This is a genomic window from Aquabacterium sp. A7-Y (assembly GCF_026153205.1).
Classification (GTDB): Bacteria; Pseudomonadota; Gammaproteobacteria; order Burkholderiales; family Burkholderiaceae_C; genus Caldimonas.
Genome location: NZ_JAPFBW010000021.1, coordinates 100,958 through 121,412 on the forward strand (window position 1 = coordinate 100,958; position 20,455 = coordinate 121,412).

General features: G+C 70.2%; 14 protein-coding genes and 1 tRNA gene. 8 read left to right on the forward strand and 7 right to left on the reverse strand.

The annotated features are described in order from the left end of the window. Positions 1–7: 7 nt before the first annotated feature. Entirely contained in the window at positions 8–1,870 is a 1,863-nt protein-coding gene (locus OOT46_RS19080; RefSeq protein ID WP_265405216.1) for a hypothetical protein, read from the reverse strand. Positions 1,871–2,113: 243 nt separating this feature from the next. On the opposite strand from OOT46_RS19080, the gene OOT46_RS19085 reads away from it, so the two are divergent. Both OOT46_RS19085 and OOT46_RS19090 read left to right on the forward strand, forming a co-directional pair. Further along, positions 2,114–3,613 (forward strand): alkaline phosphatase PhoX, encoded by a 1,500-nt coding sequence (locus tag OOT46_RS19085; protein WP_265405217.1) that lies wholly within the window; start codon positions 2,114–2,116, stop codon positions 3,611–3,613. 97 nt (positions 3,614–3,710) lie between these two features. Then, positions 3,711–4,265, forward strand: coding sequence for a hypothetical protein (locus tag OOT46_RS19090; RefSeq protein WP_265405218.1), 555 nt, complete (start codon positions 3,711–3,713; stop codon positions 4,263–4,265). A 27-nt stretch (positions 4,266–4,292) separates the two neighbouring features. Here the strand turns inward: OOT46_RS19090 and OOT46_RS19095 are convergent, their stop codons facing one another. After that, positions 4,293–5,459 carry a glycerophosphodiester phosphodiesterase gene (locus OOT46_RS19095; protein WP_265405219.1) on the reverse strand — a complete coding sequence of 389 codons (1,167 nt, stop codon included), beginning with the start codon at positions 5,457–5,459 and terminating at the stop codon, positions 4,293–4,295. Between the two features lie 118 nt (positions 5,460–5,577). Then, positions 5,578–11,595 (reverse strand): DUF4011 domain-containing protein, encoded by a 6,018-nt coding sequence (locus tag OOT46_RS19100; RefSeq protein WP_265405220.1) that lies wholly within the window; start codon positions 11,593–11,595, stop codon positions 5,578–5,580. Positions 11,596–11,825: 230 nt separating this feature from the next. Between OOT46_RS19100 and OOT46_RS19105 the strand changes: the two genes are divergently transcribed. The 3 genes from OOT46_RS19105 to OOT46_RS19115 all read left to right on the forward strand — a co-directional run bounded on the left by OOT46_RS19105 (position 11,826) and on the right by OOT46_RS19115 (position 14,141). Beyond that, on the forward strand, positions 11,826–12,131 hold the full coding sequence (locus OOT46_RS19105) for a PsiF family protein (protein ID WP_265405221.1): 306 nt from the start codon (positions 11,826–11,828) through the stop codon (positions 12,129–12,131). Between the two features lie 111 nt (positions 12,132–12,242). Next, a complete protein-coding gene (locus OOT46_RS19110; protein WP_265405222.1) occupies positions 12,243–12,572 on the forward strand; it encodes a thioredoxin family protein in 330 nt (109 codons plus the stop codon). A gap of 420 nt (positions 12,573–12,992) precedes the next feature. Beyond that, positions 12,993–14,141, forward strand: coding sequence for a rhodanese-like domain-containing protein (locus OOT46_RS19115; RefSeq protein WP_265405223.1), 1,149 nt, complete (start codon positions 12,993–12,995; stop codon positions 14,139–14,141). 47 nt (positions 14,142–14,188) lie between these two features. Here the strand turns inward: OOT46_RS19115 and OOT46_RS19120 are convergent, their stop codons facing one another. The 4 genes from OOT46_RS19120 to OOT46_RS19135 form a co-directional block, all read right to left on the reverse strand. Further along, entirely contained in the window at positions 14,189–15,427 is a 1,239-nt protein-coding gene (locus OOT46_RS19120; protein ID WP_265405224.1) for a PQQ-dependent sugar dehydrogenase, read from the reverse strand. Between the two features lie 344 nt (positions 15,428–15,771). Beyond that, complete coding sequence (locus tag OOT46_RS19125; protein WP_265405225.1) at positions 15,772–16,524, reverse strand: VanW family protein; 753 nt, start codon at positions 16,522–16,524, stop codon at positions 15,772–15,774. Position 16,525: 1 nt separating this feature from the next. Further along, complete coding sequence (locus OOT46_RS19130) at positions 16,526–17,197, reverse strand: class I SAM-dependent DNA methyltransferase (protein ID WP_265405226.1); 672 nt, start codon at positions 17,195–17,197, stop codon at positions 16,526–16,528. 132 nt (positions 17,198–17,329) lie between these two features. After that, positions 17,330–17,411 (reverse strand) — tRNA-OTHER (locus OOT46_RS19135). A 216-nt stretch (positions 17,412–17,627) separates the two neighbouring features. On the opposite strand from OOT46_RS19135, the gene OOT46_RS19140 reads away from it, so the two are divergent. From OOT46_RS19140 to OOT46_RS19150, 3 genes are all read left to right on the forward strand, one after another. Next, a complete protein-coding gene (locus OOT46_RS19140) occupies positions 17,628–17,993 on the forward strand; it encodes a hypothetical protein (protein WP_265405227.1) in 366 nt (121 codons plus the stop codon). 362 nt (positions 17,994–18,355) lie between these two features. Further along, the gene (locus tag OOT46_RS19145; protein ID WP_265405228.1) at positions 18,356–19,210 is read left to right on the forward strand and encodes an RNA ligase family protein; all 855 of its coding nucleotides are present in this window, start codon (positions 18,356–18,358) and stop codon (positions 19,208–19,210) included. Then, positions 19,207–20,343, forward strand: a complete 1,137-nt coding sequence (locus OOT46_RS19150) for an AAA family ATPase (protein ID WP_265405229.1) — start codon at positions 19,207–19,209, stop codon at positions 20,341–20,343. The genes OOT46_RS19145 and OOT46_RS19150 overlap by 4 nt, the downstream gene beginning before the upstream one ends. Positions 20,344–20,455: the final 112 nt, after the last annotated feature.

Below are 20,455 nucleotides of genomic sequence, written 5' to 3' on the forward strand. Positions count from 1 at the left end.
CTTCTCGTCAGGAGGAGGCGCCGCCGGGCAGGTCGCCGCGGGTGAAGGGGCGCGCGGGGCGCCCCCGGCAGGCCAGCGCCAGCACGGTGTTGAGGGTCTGCAGGTCGGTGACAAAACCGTTGTGGCGGGTGGCCCGCGAGCGCTCGCTGTCCTGCACCGCCGTGATCAGCTGCAGCCGCCCCTGGTCCAGCAGCGCCGCGCGCTCGGCCTCCCAATGCTCGGCGCAGGCCTGCAGGCCGAGGAGCGGCGTGCCGCCTTCGCGCGCCTCGCAGGCGTTGGAGACGTAGTACAGCATGGACTTGCCGTAGACCCGCGCCACGTCGTCGGCACGCTCGAGTTCGTCGGGCAATTGAAACACCGTGAGGGACTGCACCCGGCCGTCGAGCAGGTGCGGGTAGATGCGCCGCTGGAAGTACTCGACCGTGCAGCACGGCGCCATCAGCACCAGGTGGTCCACCCGCAGCTGCGGCAGGTGGACGGCCCAGGCCTGCAGCGCTTCGCCCAACCACAAGGCGCCGGCGCTGTCGCCGAGCAGGGTGACATGGCTGGAAGCGAGCTGCGGCGTGGCCGCCAGCGACTCGCCGAGCATGGCGAGCAGCTGCGAGCCCGCGCCGTCGGGGGCATGCGCCAGCGCCGCATCGGTTTTCATCTCGTTCCACAGGGCCTTGCCCAAGGGGCGGGTGAGCCGCTCGAGCAGCCGGTCTTTCCACTCGCCCACGCCGGCACGGCCGCCCGCAAACTCGTCCTTGCCCAGCAGCACGTCCTTCAGCTCGGGCAGAAAGCCGGTCTCCCACAGCCAGTGGAAGTGCTCGACCTCGTTGGCATCAACGACATCGCGCCAGGCCCTGACCCGCTCGGCCGCGCTGTCCAGGCCGGTCAGGCCGCCGTGGGCGATCAGCAGGAGCTTGAGCTCGCCGCGGGCGGCCGCGGCTGCCACCTTGCGTTGCACCAGCTCGCGCGCGCTTTCCGGCGTGCTGGCATAGCTGCCGCGTGGATCGAACTGGCCGTCGTCGATGTGCACCATGTGCCTGGCCACCTCCGGCGGCGGCGGCCCCCCGGTACGGCGGAAGCTGCCGCAGCCGCCCAGGGCCTGGCGGCTGCGCAGCGCCGCCAGACGGTGCACCGGCAAGGCCAGGGTGGCCGCCCAGACGTCCCAGACTGAGCTGTCGAAGTCCTCGTAGGGCCACAGGGCCAGGCCGGCCCGTGCCTCGCCGTCGACCGGCAAGCCGCCCCAGGCGGCGCCGCGGCTGTCCAGCACCAGAAAACCCCGCGGCTCGTAGCCGGCCAGCACGAAGGCCTGCCCGGCGACCGGGCCGGAGACGACCTGGGGCGCCGCAGCGCCGATCACGCCCTGCACCGGGTGCAGCCAGCCCGGATGGACCGCAGCGGAACACAGCAGCACGCCGTGCTCGCACAGCGCCGCCTGCACGTCGCAGCGGCGCGGCAGCACGCGGCAGTAGGTCCGCATCGGGCGCTGCAGCGCATCGACCTGGCGCGGCGCATCGAGTCCCGCCGTGGCCAGGCCGGCCGGCCAGCTGGCCTCGCTGCAGAGCCCGTGCTTGTACCAGGCCTGCACGACGGCCCGGGCGCTGGGTCCGCGGCCTGTCAGGCCCGGCCAGCGGTCGTAGCGGCGGGCGGTGGCAAGCAGCATCGAGGCACTCACCCGGACGGCTTGCCCGGCACCGTACAGCAGGTAGTCGGCCAGCGAGGCCAAGGCATGGGCAGCGCTTTCGTCCGGCCCACCTTGCTGCCGCACGCTGAGGCCGGCCCAGTCCGGCCTCACGGCCTCCGGCAGGCTGGAGCGGCCGGAGGCATAAAGAAGGTCGCGCGAATCGAAAGAGTCGCGCTGGATGCCGGTCGATGCTGCCATCTCGAACCCTCCGGGGCACGCGGCCGGAGCCGCCACCGGCCTCACGCGCCCACATCGCTCGATTGTGCGGCCCAGGCGGGGTTTTGCCGCGGCTCCGGGTATCCGCCCTCGCGAGCGGGCCTGTCATCCCACTGACCCGCAGGGCGCACATCCTCGGACGGCGCTGTTCCTCGCCGGGACGGGCGCCAGCCCACCCGCCGTCCGCCGGGTGGTCCCTCACCTCCAGTGCCGAGGAGGACCCAGATGCACCCCCAAACCCACGCTGCCGCCGATGTCATGCAAGAGCTCACCCACCCCACCCCGTCGCGAGAGGCCGCGCCCTGCTGGCTCTACTCCCGCCGCAGCCTGCTGCGAGGCAGCCTCAAGGCGGCCTCCGCGCTGGCGATGCCGCTGCAGCTGCTCGGCTGCGGCGCCGCGAAGGCCACGCAGCTCCCCTACAGTCCCGACTACGGGCCGCTGGCCCCGGTCGCCGACGGCAGCACCGGCCTGGCCCTGCTGCAACTGCCGGCGGGCTTTCGCTACTGGTCCTTCGGCTGGACCGGCGATGTGATGACCGACGGCGTCGCCACCCCGGGTTCGCACGACGGCATGGCGGTGGTGGCGCACGACCGGCAACGGCTGGTGCTGGTGCGCAATCACGAACAAGGCAATAACAACGGCAGCTTCGCGCCGGCCGCGCGCAGCTACGACCCGCAGGCCAACGGCGGCACCACCCACCTGGTCTTCGCTCCCGGGACCGGGCAGTGGCTGGCCAGCTGGGCCAGCCTGGGCGGCACGCTGCGCAACTGCGCCGGCGGCCCCACCCCGTGGAACAGCTGGCTCAGCTGCGAGGAAACCAGCGACGGTCCGCACAACGGCTTCTCGCGCCAGCATGGCTGGGTCTTCGAGGTACCGGCCTTCGGCAACGCGCAGCCGGAACCGCTGACAGGTCTCGGCGCCTTCCGCCATGAAGCCTGCGCGGTGGACCCGGCCACCGGCATCATCTACGAGACCGAGGACAGCCTGCCCAGCGGCTTCTACCGCTTCGTCCCCGAGCAGCGCGGCCGCCCGGCGCTCGGCGGCCGGCTGCAGATGATGAAACTCAAGGGACAGGCGAACGCCCGCCTGACGGCGCAGGGCCGGGCCGCGGCCTACATCGACACCGGGCGGGGCGCGGCGCCGGGCACCACCTGGGACGTCGAATGGGTCGACATCTACGATCCGACCGCCCTCTTCCTGCCGGGCACCGAGATCTATGGCGGCGTGGTGCTGCAAGGCCTGCTGCAGGGCGCCTCCAGCATCGTGCGCGGCGAAGGCGCCTGGTACGGCAACGGGCTGATCTACGTGTGCTCCACCAGCGGCGGCGAGGCGGCCTGCGGGCAGCTGTTCGCCTACGACCCGCGGCGCGAGACCTTCACGCTGATCTTCGAGTCGCCGGGCACCGGGGTGCTCGACCACCCGGACAACATCGCCTGGAGTCCGCGCGGCAGCCTGGTGCTGTGCGAGGACGGGGAGAACACGCCGCAACGTCTGCAGGGCCTGACGCCGGAGGGTCAGCTGTTCCCCTTCTGTGCCAACAACCTCGACTTCACGCCTTCGGGGCTGGGCAGCTACACGCGGCCCTCCGGCCGCAGCTTCGCCGAGGACTGGCGCGACGGCGAATTTGCCGGGGCCTGCTTCGAGGGCCCGTGGCTGTTTTTCAACATCCAGTCGCCGGGCATCACCTTCGCCGTGACGGGCCCCTGGAGTGACGGCGCCCTGTGAGCCCCGAACGCCGGTCGGTGACAGGGAATAGTCAGGATTGTCGTGCCACCGTCACAACTGGTTTCTATCGTGGCGGACTTCGAACCGGGCTTCCGACATGAGCGACCTCCTCGACCCCGACCTGGTGTACGCCAAGACCGATGCTGGCCGACACGCCCTGCGCGAGCGCAACTTCCTCGGCACCCATGGGCAGCGTGCGCTGTTCATCCTGATCGACGGACGGCAGCCGTTGCGCCGCCTGGGAGCGGCGATCCGCTCGCTCGGGCTGGGCTTGTCCGACGTGCAGGCCCTGCTGGACCGAGCTTACGTGGAGGTGGTGGGCCCCGCCCGGGGGCTCGTGCGCGAGGTGGCAGCTGCGCCGATCTCCGTGGACATCGAGACCGATGCGCCGCTGGCCGCAGCACGCAGCGTGACCCGTTCGCTGGCGGCCGCGAAGTTCTACGCCCTCGAACAGATCGGGCGCATGCCGGGACAGGGCGACGCGGCCTTGCGGCAGGCGGCCCGCGACGTCCGCGACCGCGAGTCCCTGCTGCGCTGGCTCGAGGACTGCAAGCGGCACCTGCAACAGGTGGCCGGGGAGGAACGCGCCCGCCTCTTCCTCGCCCGCAGCCTGGAGCTGCTGCCCGAGGAGGAAGCGCTCGACCGCGGCTGATTGGCCAGCCGCGGCCGAGGACGTGTGTCAGCGCTTCAGGAAGGCGTCGCGCGCCTGCACCCCCAGGAAGGGGTGGTCGGTGAAAAATCCGTCCAGACCCAGCTGCAGGAAAGCCTTCACCTGACCGGCCAGCTGGCCGATCGCGGCCGGGTCGGTGCCGGCATCGAACTCGTCGGGGAGAAAGCTGTTCTCGGCGCGGAAGGTCCAGGCATGCACGATCAGTCCGGCGGCATGGGCGTCGCTGATCAAGGCGGTCGGCGTGCCGAGCCGGCCGCCGCGCAGCGGGATCAGCAGCTGGGTGTTGGCGCCAATGCCGTCAGCGTAGCTGGCGATCTCGGCCAGGCCCTGCGGCCGCGCCAGATCTGCATAACCGCGCGGGTCGCCGCTCTGTACGAAGTCCCAGGGTCGGCCCGAGCCGTTGAGCAGCTGCACCAGCGGCAGCCGCGTCATGCGGCGCAGCTTGCGCAGGTTGGCGGTTTCGAAGGACTGGATGTAGACCGGCGCCTGGCGTGACAGGTAGCCGTGGCGGTGCAGCGTGCGCACCAGCGGCTCCTCCAAGGGCTTGCCGATGCCCTGGAAGTAGCTCGGGTGTTTGGTCTCGGGGTAGACGCCCACCGGCCGGAAGGGCTGGCCGGTGCGGAAGGCCTCGACGCGGCGGCGTTCGTTGGCCTGCTGCACCAGGCGCAGCACCTCGTCCAGCGTCGGCACCTCGAACATGCCGTCGAAGCGGGTGTTGGCGGTGCGCAGATGCGGCAGGCGCTCGCGCGCATGCAGGGTCTTCAGCTCGGCGAGCGTGAAGTCCTCGGTGAACCAGCCGGTGAGGCTGTTGCCGTCGATGCTCTTGGTGGTCTTGCGGGCCGCGAACTCGGGGCGCTCGGCGACGTCGGTGGTGGTTTCCTTGACGCTGCCGTCGGCGTTCAGGATCGCGATGGCGTTTTCGTGCCGCGCCACCAGGACCCCGTCCTTGGTGATGACCAGGTCGGGCTCGACGAAGTCGGCACCCTGCTCGATCGCCAGCCAGTAGGCGGCCAGGGTGTGCTCGGGCAGGTAGCCGCTGGCGCCGCGGTGGGCGATGACGACAGGACGGGCTTCGGCCGCGGGGCGCTGCGGCGGCCCGGCCAGCACGGCGGTGCCGGTCAGCAGGGCCGCCGTCGCGGCGAGCAGGCGGGTGCGGAAGGTCGACAACAACAACAAGGGCGTCTCCTGGGGTGTTGTGGCAGCAGTGTGCGCACGAACGGCGCAGGCTGCACCCTAGGGCCGCCCGGTGACAAGGGCATGACGACCACGCCGGCGCCCGCGCCGCCGGCGGCCTTTACGACGGCGTTGCCACGACGTCCGCTGCAGGCCCTTCGGTCGCCGGTCCCTCCGTTGCCAGCGCTTCGTTCTCTGGCCCTGGGTTCGCCGGTCCCGGGTGCGCGGGCCCTTCGGTCGCCGGGACCTCCGTCGCCTCGGCCACAGCGTCCTCGGCGGGCTGCTCCTCGGCGGGCTGCTCCGCGCTTGCCTTGGCCTTGGTCGTTCGGGTCTTGGTCGCCGGCGCCTTGGTGGCCCGCTTCCTGGCGGCCGGCTTCTCGGTCGCCGGCTCCTCGGTCGTCGCGGCCTTCGTCGTCGCTGCCTTGGTGGCCCGTGCTTTCGTCGAGCGTGCCTTGGTCGGCTGTTCCTCGGCTCCCTGTGTTTCAGTCGCCTCGACCTCGAAGGTCTCGCCCTCCGGCAGGACCTCCATCGCCACCACCTCCGCCGCGGCCTCCGGCTCGGCCGCCCGTGCGGCGCGGCGCGCCCTCAGCAAAGCCCGCAGCCGGCCATCGAGGGTCTGCAGCGCACCTTCCGGATCCATCCACCAGTCGGTCGACCACAGCCGCAGCAGTTCCCAGCCCAGCCCGCGCAGCACCTGGGCGCGCAGCTTGTCGCGATCACGCGCGGTGGCCGAGCGCAGGTAGGTGAGCCCGTCGCACTCGATGCCGGCCAGGAAGCTGCCAGGCACATCCGGATCCACCACCGCGAGGTCGACCCGGAAGGCCGACACGCCGACCTGGGGCTGTACCTGCCAGCCCCGGCCCTGCAAGGCCTCGGCGACGGCCGCTTCGAAACGGCCCTCGGCCTGCCCCTGGGTTTCGGCCAGCGGCGCGATGAGCGTGCGCGCGCCCTGCTCGGCAAACTCCATGAAGTGCTTCAGGTCGCGCACGCCCAGCGAGGCCGTGCGCGACAGGTCCATCTGCTCGGGCCGCAGACTGGAGAACACCCGCAGCTCGTGGCGCGCCCGCGTGATCGCGACGTTGAGGCGGCGCTCGCCGCCCTGCCGGTTCATCGGCCCGAAGTTCATCGACACCGCGCCGCCCGCGCCGGGGCCGTAGGTCAGCGAGAAGTACATGATGTCGCGCTCGTCGCCCTGCACGCTCTCCAGGTTCTTGACGAACACCGGCTCCAGCCGGTCCTCGGCGAAAAACGGCTCCAGCGCCGGGTCCTGGCGACGCGCCTCGTCGAGCAAGTCCTCGATCAGCGATTGCTGCTCGGTATTGAAGGTCACGACACCCACGGTCTTGCCCGATTGCAGGAAACCCGGCGAGCGCAGCCGCGCCACCAGGTCGCGCACCAGCGCCTGCGCCTCCTGCTGGTTGGTGCGGCTGCCCCCCTTGTCGTAGAGGCCGTCGCTCACGTGGTGGAAGCTGACCGCGCGGTCCTCCGTGACGGGCGACGGGAAGGTCACCAGCTCGCCGCGGTAGTAGCGGTGGTTGGAAAAGGCGATCAGGCTCTCGTGGCGGCTGCGGTAGTGCCAGGACAGGTCCAGGGTCGGCAGGTTGGCGCCGATGCACTCGTCCAGGATGCTCTCCAGGTCGCCATCGACCTCGATGTCGTCCTCGTCAGGCTCGGCGCGGTCAAAGAAGCTGGTGGGCGGCAACTGCTTCGGATCGCCCACCATGACCACCTGGCGGGCCCGCGCGATCGCGCCGATCGCGTCCCACACCGGGATCTGCGAGGCCTCGTCGAACACGACGATGTCGAAACGCGCCGAGCCCGCCGACAGGTACTGCGCGATCGACAGCGGACTCATCAGCAGGCAGGGCGTCAGCGTCATGATGGCCTCGCCAGCCCGGCCCAGCAGCTCGCGCAGCGGCAGGTGGCGCGCTTTCTTTTGCATCTCGTAACGCAGCAGGCCCCAATCGGAGCTGCGGCTGACGCTGTCCGGCGTCGGCAGGTTGGCGCACAGGCGCGCCCGCACCCAGTCGCGCGTCAGGGTCGTGAAGCGATCGTCCAGGGCCTGGAAGTCGCGGATGCGCTTCTCGTGCACCTCCGGCACGAAACCGCGCAGCACCTCGTCCGCATCGACCACCGCGTTGAGCCACCAGCGGCTGTAGTCGGTCTCGAACACCTCGCGCGCCGTACCGGGCGCGACCGACCCCTGTTCGATCGCCAGTGCCAGCGGCGCCAGGCCGAGCGCGGCGGCGCGCTCGCAGGCGGCCCGCCATGCGCACCAGGCGCGCAGCCGGCCGGCCGACTGCAACAGCGCCCGGCACTCGGCGGCCACATCCTCCGGGGTCCCGGCCGCCATCGCCGCACGGGCATCCTCCGGCGTGGCGGCGGCAGCGGCACCGCCCAGCAGGGCTTGCTGAAAGGCCGCGTCGGCGCTGAGCCAGGCCCGCGCCACCGGCACCAGCGGGCCGGACGCCTCGAGCAGGGCGTTGCCTTCGCCGAGCAGTCGCGCCAGCGCGGCTTGCACGGCCGCCAGCGCCTGGGTCGTGCTCGCCAGACGGGCGACGGCGCCAGCGATGGCCGCTTGGAAGTGCACCGCGTCGATGGCCTCCCTCAGGTCGGTTCGCAGGCCGTCCCACAGGTTGGGCACGGCCGAGCCCAGCGCATCGAGGCCGCGCAGGTGCTGGTCCAGGCCGCGCAGGGTGCGCAGCCGCTCCAGGTCCTCGGCGAGTGCCGTTCCGCAGGCGCCGGCGGCCACCAGCTGGAGGCCGGCTTCCTCCCAGTCGCGACCTTCGACGGCCGCGGTCCACACGGCCTGGAAGGCCAGCGCGGCGCGCGCCGCCTCGACATCGGTCTGCAGGCCGGTCCAGACACCGCCGGAGCGTTCGGACAGCCGGAGGAGCCCTTGCAGCTCGCCTTGCAGCGCGCGCATCTGCACCAGCCGGCCGATGTCGCCGCCCACATCGGGCTCGCGCTGCTGCCCGGGCGCCGCTTCGAGCAGTTGCTGCTCCAGGGCCCGACGGCGCCACCAGCCGAGCGGCCAGACCGCCCCCGATGCCTCCTGCCAATCCCGCTCGAGCTGCGCCACATCGAGCCGGTCGGCCGCCTCGCCGTAGGGCAGCGACAGTTCGGCCTCCAGCGTGCGATAGCGCTCCAGCAGCTCCAGGCCATGTGCGAGATCGCGTTGCGTGTCGATGCTCCAGGACGGGGCCAGCTCGGCACACACCGCCTGGTGCCGGCTCAGCAGCTCGATGCCGCGCTCCAGGCGCTCGGCCAGGTTGCGCGCGTCGGGACGCAGCACGAAGCGCCAGTCGCGCCCCGCCGCCGCGGGCAGGGCCCGGGCCAGCTCGCTCAGGCCTTCACGGGTGCGGCCGACCAGCGGCAGCGCCGGCAGGCCCAGCTGCGCCAGCCAGGCGCCGCCGGCCGTGACGGCCGCCCCGGCGGCACGCTCCAGCGTGCCTGCAGCCTCCAGCAGCGCGGTCTGCCAACTGGGTGACCAGGTGGTCTGCCCCACCAGCCGCAGCGGCCCGCCGGAAAGCGCCTCGCCACCGACCGCCTGCGCACTCACGCCCAGCAGCTCGGCCGTCTCCCCCAGCTGGGCCAGCGAGCCGGTGTCGTGGCTGTCGGGCGACGGCCAGCCCAGCTTGAGGGCGGGCAGCGCCTGTCCGGCGGCGATCCGGGCGATGGCGTCGTAGGCACTGCGGCCATTGCGATGGCGGCGGTGCAGCCGCTCGACATAGGTGTTGAGCTGCGAGCGCAACTCGCCCAGCCGCGCGGCCTCGGCCTCCCAGTCCTCGGGGGCCGTGGCGCCCCCCAGGTTCCAGGCGCGGCGCAGCTGTTCCAGCACCTCGGCCTTGCGCGCCTTGCTCGAATGCAGCTCGAGGCAGAAGTCGCCCAGGCCGACGTCGCGCAGCCGGCGCCAGACCACGTCGAGCGCGGCCATCTTCTCGGACACGAACAGCACCCGCTTGCCTTCGGCGAGCGCCTGGGCAATCAGGTTGGAGATGGTCTGGCTCTTGCCGGTGCCGGGCGGGCCGATCAGCACGAAGTCCTTGCCCCGGCTGGCCGCCAGCACCGCCGAAAGCTGCGAGGAATCGGCCGGCAGCGGGCAGAAGGTCTCGCGCGGCGTCAGCTGCTCGTCCAGGCGTTTCGGATCGGGAAAGGCCACGCTGCTCGGGTAGGGCTCGCGCGGCGTCTCGATCAGGTGACGCACCACCGGGTTGAGGCGCAGCTCGCCGGTGCGCTCGGAGAGGTCCTTCCACATCAGGTACTTGGCGAAGGAGAAGGTCGAGAGCACGACGTCCTCCACCACCTCCCAGCCCTTGACGTCCTTGATCGCGGCCGACACCTGCTTCCAGATGCCGGCCACGTCCAGCCCGGTGTCGTCGCGCGGCAGCTCGCCGTCCTGGACGCCCAGCTCCAGGTGGAAGTCCTGCCGCAGCATCTCGGCCAGGGTGGGATTGAAGCGCGGTTCGTCGTCATGCAGCTTGAGGGTGAATCCCGAGCGCACGCTCTTGCGCTCCAGGATCACCGGCACCAGGATCAGGGGGGCCTTGAAGCGGCGCTCACCGCGCGTCCACGACAGGAAACCCAGCGCCAGGTAGAGCGTGTTGGAGCCGCCCTCCTGCAGCGTCGCGCGCGCGGCACGGTAGAGCTCGACCAGGCGGGCCTCCATCTCCTCCTGCGGCACGCTGACGAACACCTCCTTGCGTTCGAGCGCCTGCAGCGCCTGAACGCGGCGCAGGTCCTCGCGCTCGCGGCTTTCATACAAGGCCTTGCTGCGCGGATCTCGCCCCGCCATCAGCTCGGGCCGCGGCAGCAGCCTCAGCGACTCGCCCGAGGCCAGCACGTCCTCGATGCGGCGGGCCTCCGGCGCGTCGAGTGCCAGCGCCTTCTTGCTGTCCTTGAAGCTCAGCAGGTTGTTGCGCAGCGACAGGTCCAGCAGCTTGCGCTGCCAGCGGCCCAGCCTGTCGTCGGTGCGGCCTGCCGAACCGTCGAGCGGCGCCTCGCTGTCCTGCGGCAGCTCCGGCGCGGGCTCCAGAACCGGCTCCTGGACCGCTTCAGGTTCGCGCTCCGGCACCGCCGCTGCCGGCGCCGCGGCTTCCAGGCCGGCCAGCGGCTTGATGCGCTGCAGGCGCGCGCGGCGGATGTCGACCGCCAGCTCGAAGGCTTGCTCGCGGTCCTCCCCCAGCTGCTGCGTACCGCGCTCGCAGGCGTGACTGAAGCGGGGCAGCGGGCGCTGCGTGACCAGGGTGGTCTCGAACAGCACCAGCTCCTTCAGGCGCACCCGCTTGCGCAGCGCGGTGATGTCGTCGACCACCGCGTTGCGGAACTCCTCGGGCTGCAGCCACACCCCGGCCAGCGCGTGGCCCTGCATGAAGACCATCAGCGGGTTCAGGCCGGCCTGCTCCAGCGCCGCGCAGAACAACAGGGCCAGGTCCAGGCAGGTCGCCAGGCCCGACTCGGCCAGCTGCTGCGGTCCCCGGACCTTCTGGCCCTGGTGCTCGAAACTTGCCGGCGGCAGCGCATAGTCCAGGCCCATCGAGCCGACCGCGCTCCACAGTGCCGAGGCCAGCTCCCAGGCGCCCTTGGCGCCGTCCTGGTAGCCGGCGATCTCGCCGCTGCGGCCGGCCTGTCGCAGGATGCCGGCCGCGCGCTTGAGCAGCGCCTCCACCGCCGGATGATTGGGTTGCACGAAGGCAGCCACCAGCTCGGGCAAGGTCGACAGCCCGCCCCAGTGGTTGCGGGGCAGCAGTTCGACCGGCGCTTCCAGCCGCGCCAGCGCCTCGCCCGGTTCGCCACGGCGCTGCAGTGTGAAGTGCACCACCGCACGCTCGGCCTCGACCAGGCGGCTCAGCAGCGCGCCGTCCAGCGCCAGGTCGGGCACCGGGATGCGCTGGCGGTGGCCGGGGGCCAGGGCCTCGATGTGCCAGACGGCGGGCTTGAAGAAGGCCGGCTCCGAATGCACCGCCAGCTCCAGGTCCTTCAGGGCGGCCTTGCCATCGTTGACGACGGCCAGCTCCCGCAACGCGGGCACCGCGTTCTGGAAGTCGGCCAGGTTGAGTCGCGCGGCCAGTGTGGCCTGGATGCGCGGCGTCGCAGTCTGCGCCGACGTGGCGCGGCGGGGGCGGGCTGTGGAATCCATGTCCTCTCCGGATGGCTTGTTTTCTGTCAAAGGTCCAGGCGGGACCCAGCGGCCGCGGCCGGGCATCAATGCTCGTGCGGCAGCAAGCACGGCACGGTACACGGGCGGGTCGGCGGGTGAGTAACAGCCGAACAGGACTTCCTCGATCGCCGGTTGTCGAGCCGGCTGCCGGTAGCCGCAGGGCGCGGGTAGCATGCCGGCACCCGACCACACCGCAACAGGAGTTCGATATGTCTTATCCGCGTTGGCTCGTCGCCTTGCTGCTGGCCGTCGCCGGCCCTGCCGCCCTGGGCCAGACCGCCGCACCGGACGCCGCCGCGTCCGCTCCCACCGCGCAGCAGAACAAGATGGCGGAATGCAACCAGGCCGCGGCCGACCGCAAGGGCGACGAGCGCAAGGCCTTCATGAAGGACTGCCTGACCAACAAGCAGAAGGCGCAGCAGAACAAGATGAAAAGCTGCAACGCCGACGCCAAGGACCTGAAGGGCGCCGAGCGCAAGGCCTTCATGAGCGAGTGCCTCAAAAAGAAGGCATGAGAGAAGGCATGAGGCCAGGCGGCGCCGGGGGCTCTGATGCCGGGGGGCCTTCGGCCGCCCGCGTTCTGCGGTAAGGTGGCCTGCAATGCCGGCAGCCAGCGAGAGGACACCATGGTCATGAACACCGTCTACGCCACCAGCGAACCGACCCGCGCGGAAGTGGACGCGCTCCAGGGTGCCACGCTGATCGAGTTCGGCGCCCCCTGGTGCGGCTACTGCGCCGGGGCACAGCCTCTGATCGCGGCGGCCTTCGAGGGGCACGACAGCGTGCGCCACCTCAAGATCGAGGACGGCAAGGGGCGGCCGCTCGGTCGCTCCTTCGGCGTGAAGCTCTGGCCCACGCTGGTCTTGCTGCGCGGGGGCCATGAAGTGGCCCGTCTGGTACGCCCGGCCGATGTCCAGTCGATCCGCCAGGCGCTCGACCAGCTCCAGGCCGGCTGACGTCACCGGGGCGCTTCGGTTTACGAAGCACCAACGTGCGAAACAGCCAAAACGCGCTTGTTAAGAATGGTTACATTAGATCCGCGCCTCGCCCCCTAACTTTTTCACGCTCTGCCACCCTCCCTCCCGATCGGGCCCGGCAAGCGGCTCAACTCCGCACGACAGAATGTCACCGAGGTCAGGCTGGTGGCGCCACCTCCGCAAGTCGCAAGACACGCGCCTCCGCGCGGTGATGTTTTTCACCGTCGGGCAGGCCGTGCACGGGCCGTCTCAGCGTCAGCAAGGCTGTGGTCAAGCAGCGAGGCGCCCACAGCGCCGCGCGGAGCTCGGGCCGTCGCCTGCCCCTGCCGCTCGGTCCCAGCGACACGCTCCGAAAAGAAGAGCCACAGAAGTAGATCAACAAAGAAGGAGTCTTGGGTCATGAAGCAACACATACGCGTGCTTGTCTGCACCGCCCTGCTGGGGCTTGCCGCCGGGGCCCGGGCCGAGGTGACTGCCCTGGTCACCGTCGAACCGACGTCCAGACAGGAGGCTTTCATGCTGTCGCGCTCGGTGATGGAGTCCAGCCTCGGTCAGCTCGTGAGCCAGCCGGTCAGCGTGACCAAAAGCGAAGAGCTCGCCGATGCGATGCGCGCCACCCGCAGTGGCGAATACGACATCTTCATCGCGCCGGCCCAGGTCGCAGCCTCGGCGCTGATGCGCGGCTACGAACTGGTCGGCGCGACCGATACGGCCGAGCAGTATGTGCTGGTCGGCCGTCAGAAACTGGACTCGGTGTCCGCGATGCGCGGGGCCAGGCTCTACCTGCCCCAGCAGGATTCGATCTACACCTATATGGCGCGCGGCATGTTGAACGCCAGCGGTCTGTCGCTCAAGGACCTGGTGGTCCAGCACGAACGGTATCCGCAGGCAGGTCTGACGGCCTTGCTGCTCGGGTCCTCGGATGCCACGGTGGTGCGCCGCCGTGACTGGGAAGCGTGGAACAAGGACTACCCCGGCCTCGGCAAGGTGCTGGCCACGTCCGGCTCGGTGCCAGGCGGTTTTTCGGTGGTGGTGAAGAAAGACCTCCCGGCCGACACCCGCGGCAAGCTGGCGAAGTGGTTCACGTCCGCGGCCACCGCCTGCGGCTTGAAACCGGTGACCCTGAAGCCGGAGGCGACCGAGTACAAGGCCGTGGCCGAACTGGGTTTGTTCACGCCGACCAGCCTGCCGGGGGCCAAGCTCGTGACCGCCTCGGAGGTCCGGCAGCTGCTGGCCCAGGGCGCGGTGCTGGTCGACACCCGCACCGAGAAAGAATACAAGACCAAGCGTGTGCCTCAGGCGATCTTCGTGCCCTATGTGGAGAAAAGCCTGAAGGACGTCGCCTTCGACGCCTCGCAGGACAACTTCTCCGGGGTCGACAAGCTGGACAAGACCCGGCCGACGATCTTCTCCTGCAATGGCGCGGAGTGCTGGAAGTCCTACAAGGCCAGCCGCGTCGCGACGCAGAAGGGCTTCCGGCAGGTCTACTGGTTCCGTGGCGGGCTGCCCGAGTGGGAGGTCGAGGGCATGGGCGTGGCCAGCAACTGATCGACAAGAAGCCCGGAGCCGCCTCACCAGCGGCCCCGGGACCACCCTCACTCCTCCCGACCGCCGCGGCGACGTCGCGCCACGCCCATCAACACCAGTCCGCCGGCGGCCATCAGCGCCCACTGCCCGGGTTCGGGCACTGCGCCGGCAATGCGGTAGATCTCGCCGTTGAGTCCCATCGCGTAGAGGGCGCCGACGCCGTCTTCGCCGAAGGACGCCAGCTGGAAGCCCTCGAAGGGTGTGCCGAGCTCGGCGGTGCGATCGACGAAGTCGACAAAACTGTCGCCCTGGCGGCGCAGCGAGAAGATCTTGCCCGAGACGAAGTCACCGAAAAAATAGGTGCCGTCCAGGCCCGGCTCCAACCCGCCGCGATAGACATAACCGCCGATCACCGACCGGCCCAGTTCACCCTGCAGATAGTCGAACAGCGGATCGACGGCCGTCGGCGGTGCCGGATCCGCGACGCCCGGGTTGTCGTCGGAGCCCTCGCGTGAACGCCAGCCGTAGTTGCGTCCGCCCGGGCTGTCGGCCGCCTCGAAGTTGATCTCCTCGCGCAGGTCCTGGCCGACGTCGCCAATCCACAAGTCGCCGGTCTGCCGGTCGAAACTCGCGCGGAAGGGATTGCGCAGGCCCCAGGCCCAGATCTCATCGTTGCCGGGCGTGGCACCCGCATACGGGTTGCTCGCCGGCGAGGTGTAGCCGCCGTCCGCGCCGGGCGTGATGCGCAGGATCTTGCCGAGGTTGTCGTTGAGGTTCTGGGCCCGGTTGTCGGGGTCGTTGCTGCCGCCGCCGTCGCCGGTGGCGATGTAGAGCTGGCCCGGATCGGTGGAGCGGAAGCCGATCCAGCCGGCCTTGTGGTTGCTGAACGCCGGCGGCTGGGCCAGCGTGATGATGGTCCGCTCGGAACCCGCGTCGGCGCTCGATGCCGCGGCCGAGGGCGCGGTATAGGACGCGACCACGGTGTTCTTGGTGGTCTTGTCGATGTAGTTCACGTAGAAGCGCCCATTGCCGGCGAAGCCCGGGTCGAAGGCCAGCCCCAGCAAGCCGCGCTCGCCCACGCTGTCGACCTTGGCGCTGATGTCGAGGTAGGTCGAGACGCTGCCGTTGTTCAGCAGCTTGATGCGGCCTTCGCGCTCGACGACAAACAGGCGTGAGTCACCCTCGGGTGCCGCCAGGAACACCGGCTGGCTCAGGCCTGAGGCCACCAGCTCGGGAGCTAGCGCGAGCGCAGGGCCCGCACCGGCGAGCGCGCAGGCCGCCACGCCGCAGAACAGAAGTCGCTTCATTTGTCATCCCCTGAAGTGTCTAGAACAAACACCGTGCACCTCGGTGCACGTCGAAGGTCTTTATGAGCGGAACTGCGGCGGGCGGGGTCAAGGTGCAGGGGCGGGGCCCATGCGCCGGCTGTAAGAGGAGAACCCACACCCGAGGTGGCGGGATCATTGCGCCCCCTTCCCACGTGGTCAACCGCGCGGCCCAAGCCCCGCCTGCCAGGGCGGATTAAGGCCGACAGCCTGTCGAAGATGGAGGCTCTGCGTCATTTTCGGGACGTCTCGAAGCCGGGATCACGGCCGTGGCAAGGGGACGCGATACCGGCCCGGTATGGCGACGGCAAGAAGGACTGCCAGGCTCAACGGATCTGCAGTCCCTGCCTCTGCCGGTATTCGGTCACGTGATGGGCCAGCCCCCCGATCATCGTGAAGACGCGCACTCGGTCGGCCCCCAGCCGCTGACGCACGAAGACCGGCGCCTCGTTGGCGATCGGCCGCTCGCAACGCAGTCGGCCGACCAGGCCACCTTCGTGCAGCGCGACCTCGATCGAGACCGCCACGCGGTGCGGATTTTTCAGGCGCAGGTCCTTGTAGCCCCACACCACGGTCGCATCGGCCCCCAGCGGTGTGAAGCGGTCTTCCTCGCGGTAGATGTCGATGCTGTGGGCGTGGCGCTCGACGATCTCCAGCCCCGCCATCAGGGCCAGGTGGTACAGCAGGCTGCTGAGCTGGCAGAGGCCGCCGCCTACGTGGCGCCGCAGTTCCCCGTCCACCAGGTTGCGCCCCTCGGCATACCCCCGGGCGGCACTGGGCCGGCCGAGCGCCGCCCAGAACGACCAGGTCTGGCCCGGCTCGATCAAGGCCTGCCCGATCGCTTGTGCGCCGCGCTGCAGGTTGAGCCGCTTGTTCTCGGAGAGTGGCCCCGGCCGCACCGGCTGCTGCAACACCGCCTGCACCGGCCAGTGCCCGCCGCCCTGCCGGACCGCCAGCACCAGCCCGGCGCGCCGGTCCTGCCAACGGCGCCGCGCCTCGGCGAGGTGCTGCCGGGCTTCCAGCGGCACCCACCGGCGCGCCAGGGCGCGCAGTGCGGCCCCGTTTTGCCCCAAGCGCATCTCAGCAACGCTCCAACGCGCAGGCGTAGTAGGACGACCAGCGCGCCAGCGGCGTGCGACCGATCAGCGCGTCGATCCCCGTGAGCGCTGGCCGCCACTCGAGCGGCACGCGATGCACTGGGAAAAACATCAGGCCGCGCCACGACACCAGCCGCCAGGCCGGACCGGCCCAGTCCTGCAACTCGGCCAGCGTGGCACTGGTGTCGCCATGCCAGCCGCTCGGCGGCCGGCGGCCAAGCCGCCGGCGCGGCGCCGAAGGGATGTCGAGCACCAGCCGCCCGCCCGGGCGCAACAGGCGCGCCGCTTCGTCGAACACACCGCGGATGGCCCCGATGTCGAGGTGCATCAGCACGTGAAAACACAGGGCGGCGTCGTAGGCGCGCGACTGCAGCCCGGTGGCCCGCAGGTCGGCGTGCACCAGGCGGCGACCCGGGTGTTTGGCCGCCGCCTGCGTCAGCATCGCCGCGGAAGCGTCGACACCCGTGGTCGCATGGTCGAGCAGCCGCCCCGTGCCGCAACCGAGGTCCAGCACCCGCCCCGCGCGGTAGGGCCGCAGCCAGTCGCGCAGACACTCGCGCTCGAGCCGGTCGATATAGCGGCCGTAGGTGTGGCCGAAGCGCTCGACATCGTAAGTGGGCGCGAGCGCTTCGTAATAGTCCTGGATCGATGCCACGGCGGCTCTCCCTCTGCCCGGGGCCCGGAAGCCACGAAGCAACAAAATGTTTTGCGCATTCTGGCCTGCCGGCGACACGGCGCCAACCACACAAGCTGGGGGTGGGTCATGCGCCGCCCACGGCGCGGAAACTGGCGCGGATGGCACGAATCGAACGTGCGCCCGCCTGCCTGTCCTGCGGACGGCAGGGGCTCTGCCACAAAGCTACACCCGCGTGAAAAAGGGTCAGGGCCAGTCCCGAATTCGGGACCGCCCTCACAGCCCCACCTCGCACGATACCGGGAGGTGAAGCGCAACGCTGCAACGACAAGACGGCTGCCAGCTCGGTGCAATGTCATATGCACTGCAGGCCGGCACTGTAAAGACTCTTAACGAAAACGTCAAGCAGGTGCGACAATCCTACTTTCGTCAGCGTCAGTGCAGTGCAACAGTGTCCAATCCCACCGTCATCCGTCGCCAGAACGTCTTGAACCTGTTCCAGCAGTTTGCGGAGGAGCAGATGCGCGCTGGCGTGCCGCCCAAGGGGCTGGAGCAGGCCTTTGCGCAGAAGCTGCAGATCAGCCCGAGCATGTGGAGTCAGATCAAGAGCAGCCGCCCGATCGGCGACAAGCTCGCGCGACAGATCGAGGCGGCCTGCGGCCAGCCCGCCGCATGGCTCGACGAGGAGCGCCAGCCGCAAGGCTTGAGCGCAGCGGAACAGCAGCTGCTGGCAATGGCCTTGAAGGCCTGGCGCTCGACCAATGCGGAGGGCCGGAAGCGGCTCAAGCTGCTGCTCAAGGACTTCATCGGCTCGTGAACATCGGCCCACAACCACCCGATCTGCGGGGGTAGCGGCTCCGCCCTCCCCGCTCCTAGAATCCGCCGCCGCAGGACAGGCTCGTCACGAGCCTCCGACTGCACCCCACCGGGCGTCTGCCGCCCGCATCCGTCGACCCTTGCGCGAGATCGCTCGCCTCCTGGAGTTCCAAGTGCCCCGTTTCGCCGTCCGCCCCCTCTGACGCCGACGACACGCCACCCCCGGCAGTGTCCGGCGCACGCTTGCGCCAGGAGCCACTGCCGGACTCCCTGCCTCGACAGCCGGGGCCAACCGCCCTGCCCCTGACGCCGCACTGCTGCGCTGACACGTCGTCGGTCCCCCTTCCGATCAAGGAGACGACCGTGTCCATCCCTTCCCTTTCCATCCTCAAGTACCCGCGCACGCCGCACCTCGAAGGCTCGCGCCTGCAGCCCGGCGACGACAGCTCGGACCAGGTGCCACTCGCCCTGCTGGCGGGCCGGCACGTCGTGATCGAGGAAAAGCTCGACGGCGCCAATGCTGCCGTCTCTTTCAGCGAAGCCGGCGAGATGCTGCTGCAGTCGCGCGGCCACTACCTGGCCGGCGGCGGAGGCGAGCGCCAGTTCGGGCTGTTCAAGCGCTGGGCTGCGGCCCACGAAACAGCCCTGCTGGAGCGTCTCGAAGACCGCTACGTGCTGTACGGCGAATGGCTGTATGCCAAGCACAGTGTCTGGTACGACAGCCTGCCGCACTACTTCTGCGAGTTCGATATCTACGACCGCCGGCAGCAGCGTTTCCTGAGCACGCCATGCCGGCGCAAGCTACTTGCCGGCAGCCCGGTCCTGTCGGTGCCGGTGCTCTACGAGGGACCGGCACCGTCCAGCTTGAAAGCCTTGCGTGCGTTCGTGCGGCCCTCGCTCGCCAAGAGCCTCGAATGGAGGGACCGCTTCGCAGCGAACGTGCTGCGGCATGGACAGCGCCTCGCGCTGAGCTGGCAGCAGACCGACCGGTCCGACGCGTCGGAGGGCCTCTATCTCAAGCTCGAGGACCACAGCGGGGTGACCGGCCGCTACAAGTGGGTGCGGCAGGATTTCGTGCAGACCTTGCTGGACTCCGGATCCCACCACAGCCAGCGGCCCTTGCTGCCCAACCTGCTGGCCGACGGCGTCGATCTTTATGCACCCCGGCCCGCGGTCGGCTGGCCCCTTCCGCAGACGGTTTTCGAAAGTAAAACATGAACCACGATCAACTCAAGCGCCTGGTGCCGGACGACGGGCAGGGCTACGACTGGAAAGACTGCGTGGCGCTGATCCCGCGGCTCGCACGGCTGGAGGAAACGCCGCAGGACCCGGTCTATCACGCGGAAGGCAACGTCGGCACGCACACCCGCATGGTGCTCGACGCCCTGCTGCAGGACCCGGGCTTCATCGACGCTGACGAGGCGCGCCGCTTCGTGCTTTTCTTCGCGGCCCTGCTGCACGACATCGCCAAGCCGGAGACGACGGTGATCGACCGTGTCGGAGGTCGCATCTCGCAGCCCGGCCACTCGCGCCGAGGCGCCGTGGATGCACGCATCCTGCTGTGGCAGGCGGGGGTGCCCTTCACGCTGCGGGAGCGCATCTGCCGCATCATCGACGTGCATCAGCTGCCCTTTTTTGCCTTCGCTTCGCGGCGCGGCGACAGTCCGCAATGGCTGGTCCACAAGCTGTCCTGGGAGCTGGCCCTGCCCGAGCTGGTCTGCGTGGCGCGCTGCGACATGGCGGGCCGGCGTTACCAGGGCCAGGCGGACTGCCTGCAGGACATCGCGCTGTTCGAGGAGCTGGCGCGCGAGGAAGGCTGCTGGGACGGGCCGCGAGCCTACGTCGACGCGCACACCCGACTGGCCTACTGCCGCGCGGCCCAGGGCCACCCCGACCATGCGCGCTTCCAGCTGCCGGGCTCGGCGGTGACGGTGATGTGCGGCCTGCCGGCCTCGGGCAAGGACAGCTGGGTGCGCGTGCACCGCCCCGGCCTGCCGGTGGTGTCCTTCGACGATGCCAAGGCCGAGCTGGGCCTGAAGCACGGCGAAAACGACGGCAAGGCGGCCCACCATGCGGTCGACAAGGCGCGTGCCCTGTTGCGCCAGGGCGCGCCCTTCGTCTGGAACGCCACCCACCTCAGCCGGCAGATGCGCGACAAGACGCTGGACCTGCTGTGGGCCTACCACGCCGAGATCGAGCTCGTGTACCTGGAGCAAGCGCGCGAAGTGGTGATGGCTCGTAACGCCCAACGCGACACGAGCCTGAGCAACGCGGCGCTCGAACGCATGCTGCACCGCTGGGAGCTGCCGCTGCCGACCGAGGCGCACCGGGTCGACTACCAGGTCGCCTGACAGCCGGCCTTCGTTTAACACGGCAGGGGGTGTTCATACCGCTTGTCACGCCGCTGACACCACCTCGCGCGATGCTTGCGCGGCGCCGACCCGGACCGCCGGGTCGTTTTTT

Bases quoted from the DNA above. Each gene is read 5' to 3' on its own strand.
- OOT46_RS19110 (WP_265405222.1), top strand. From the start codon at position 12,243: ATGGTCATGAACACCGTCTACGCCACCAGCGAACCGACCCGCGCGGAA.
- OOT46_RS19090 (WP_265405218.1), top strand. From the start codon at position 3,711: ATGAGCGACCTCCTCGACCCCGACCTGGTGTACGCCAAGACCGATGCT.
- OOT46_RS19150 (WP_265405229.1), top strand. From the start codon at position 19,207: ATGAACCACGATCAACTCAAGCGCCTGGTGCCGGACGACGGGCAGGGC.
- OOT46_RS19080 (WP_265405216.1), bottom strand. From the start codon at position 1,870: ATGGCAGCATCGACCGGCATCCAGCGCGACTCTTTCGATTCGCGCGAC.
- OOT46_RS19115 (WP_265405223.1), top strand. From the start codon at position 12,993: ATGAAGCAACACATACGCGTGCTTGTCTGCACCGCCCTGCTGGGGCTT.
- OOT46_RS19085 (WP_265405217.1), top strand. From the start codon at position 2,114: ATGCACCCCCAAACCCACGCTGCCGCCGATGTCATGCAAGAGCTCACC.
- OOT46_RS19120 (WP_265405224.1), bottom strand. From the start codon at position 15,427: ATGAAGCGACTTCTGTTCTGCGGCGTGGCGGCCTGCGCGCTCGCCGGT.
- OOT46_RS19100 (WP_265405220.1), bottom strand. From the start codon at position 11,595: ATGGATTCCACAGCCCGCCCCCGCCGCGCCACGTCGGCGCAGACTGCG.
- OOT46_RS19105 (WP_265405221.1), top strand. From the start codon at position 11,826: ATGTCTTATCCGCGTTGGCTCGTCGCCTTGCTGCTGGCCGTCGCCGGC.
- OOT46_RS19125 (WP_265405225.1), bottom strand. From the start codon at position 16,524: ATGCGCTTGGGGCAAAACGGGGCCGCACTGCGCGCCCTGGCGCGCCGG.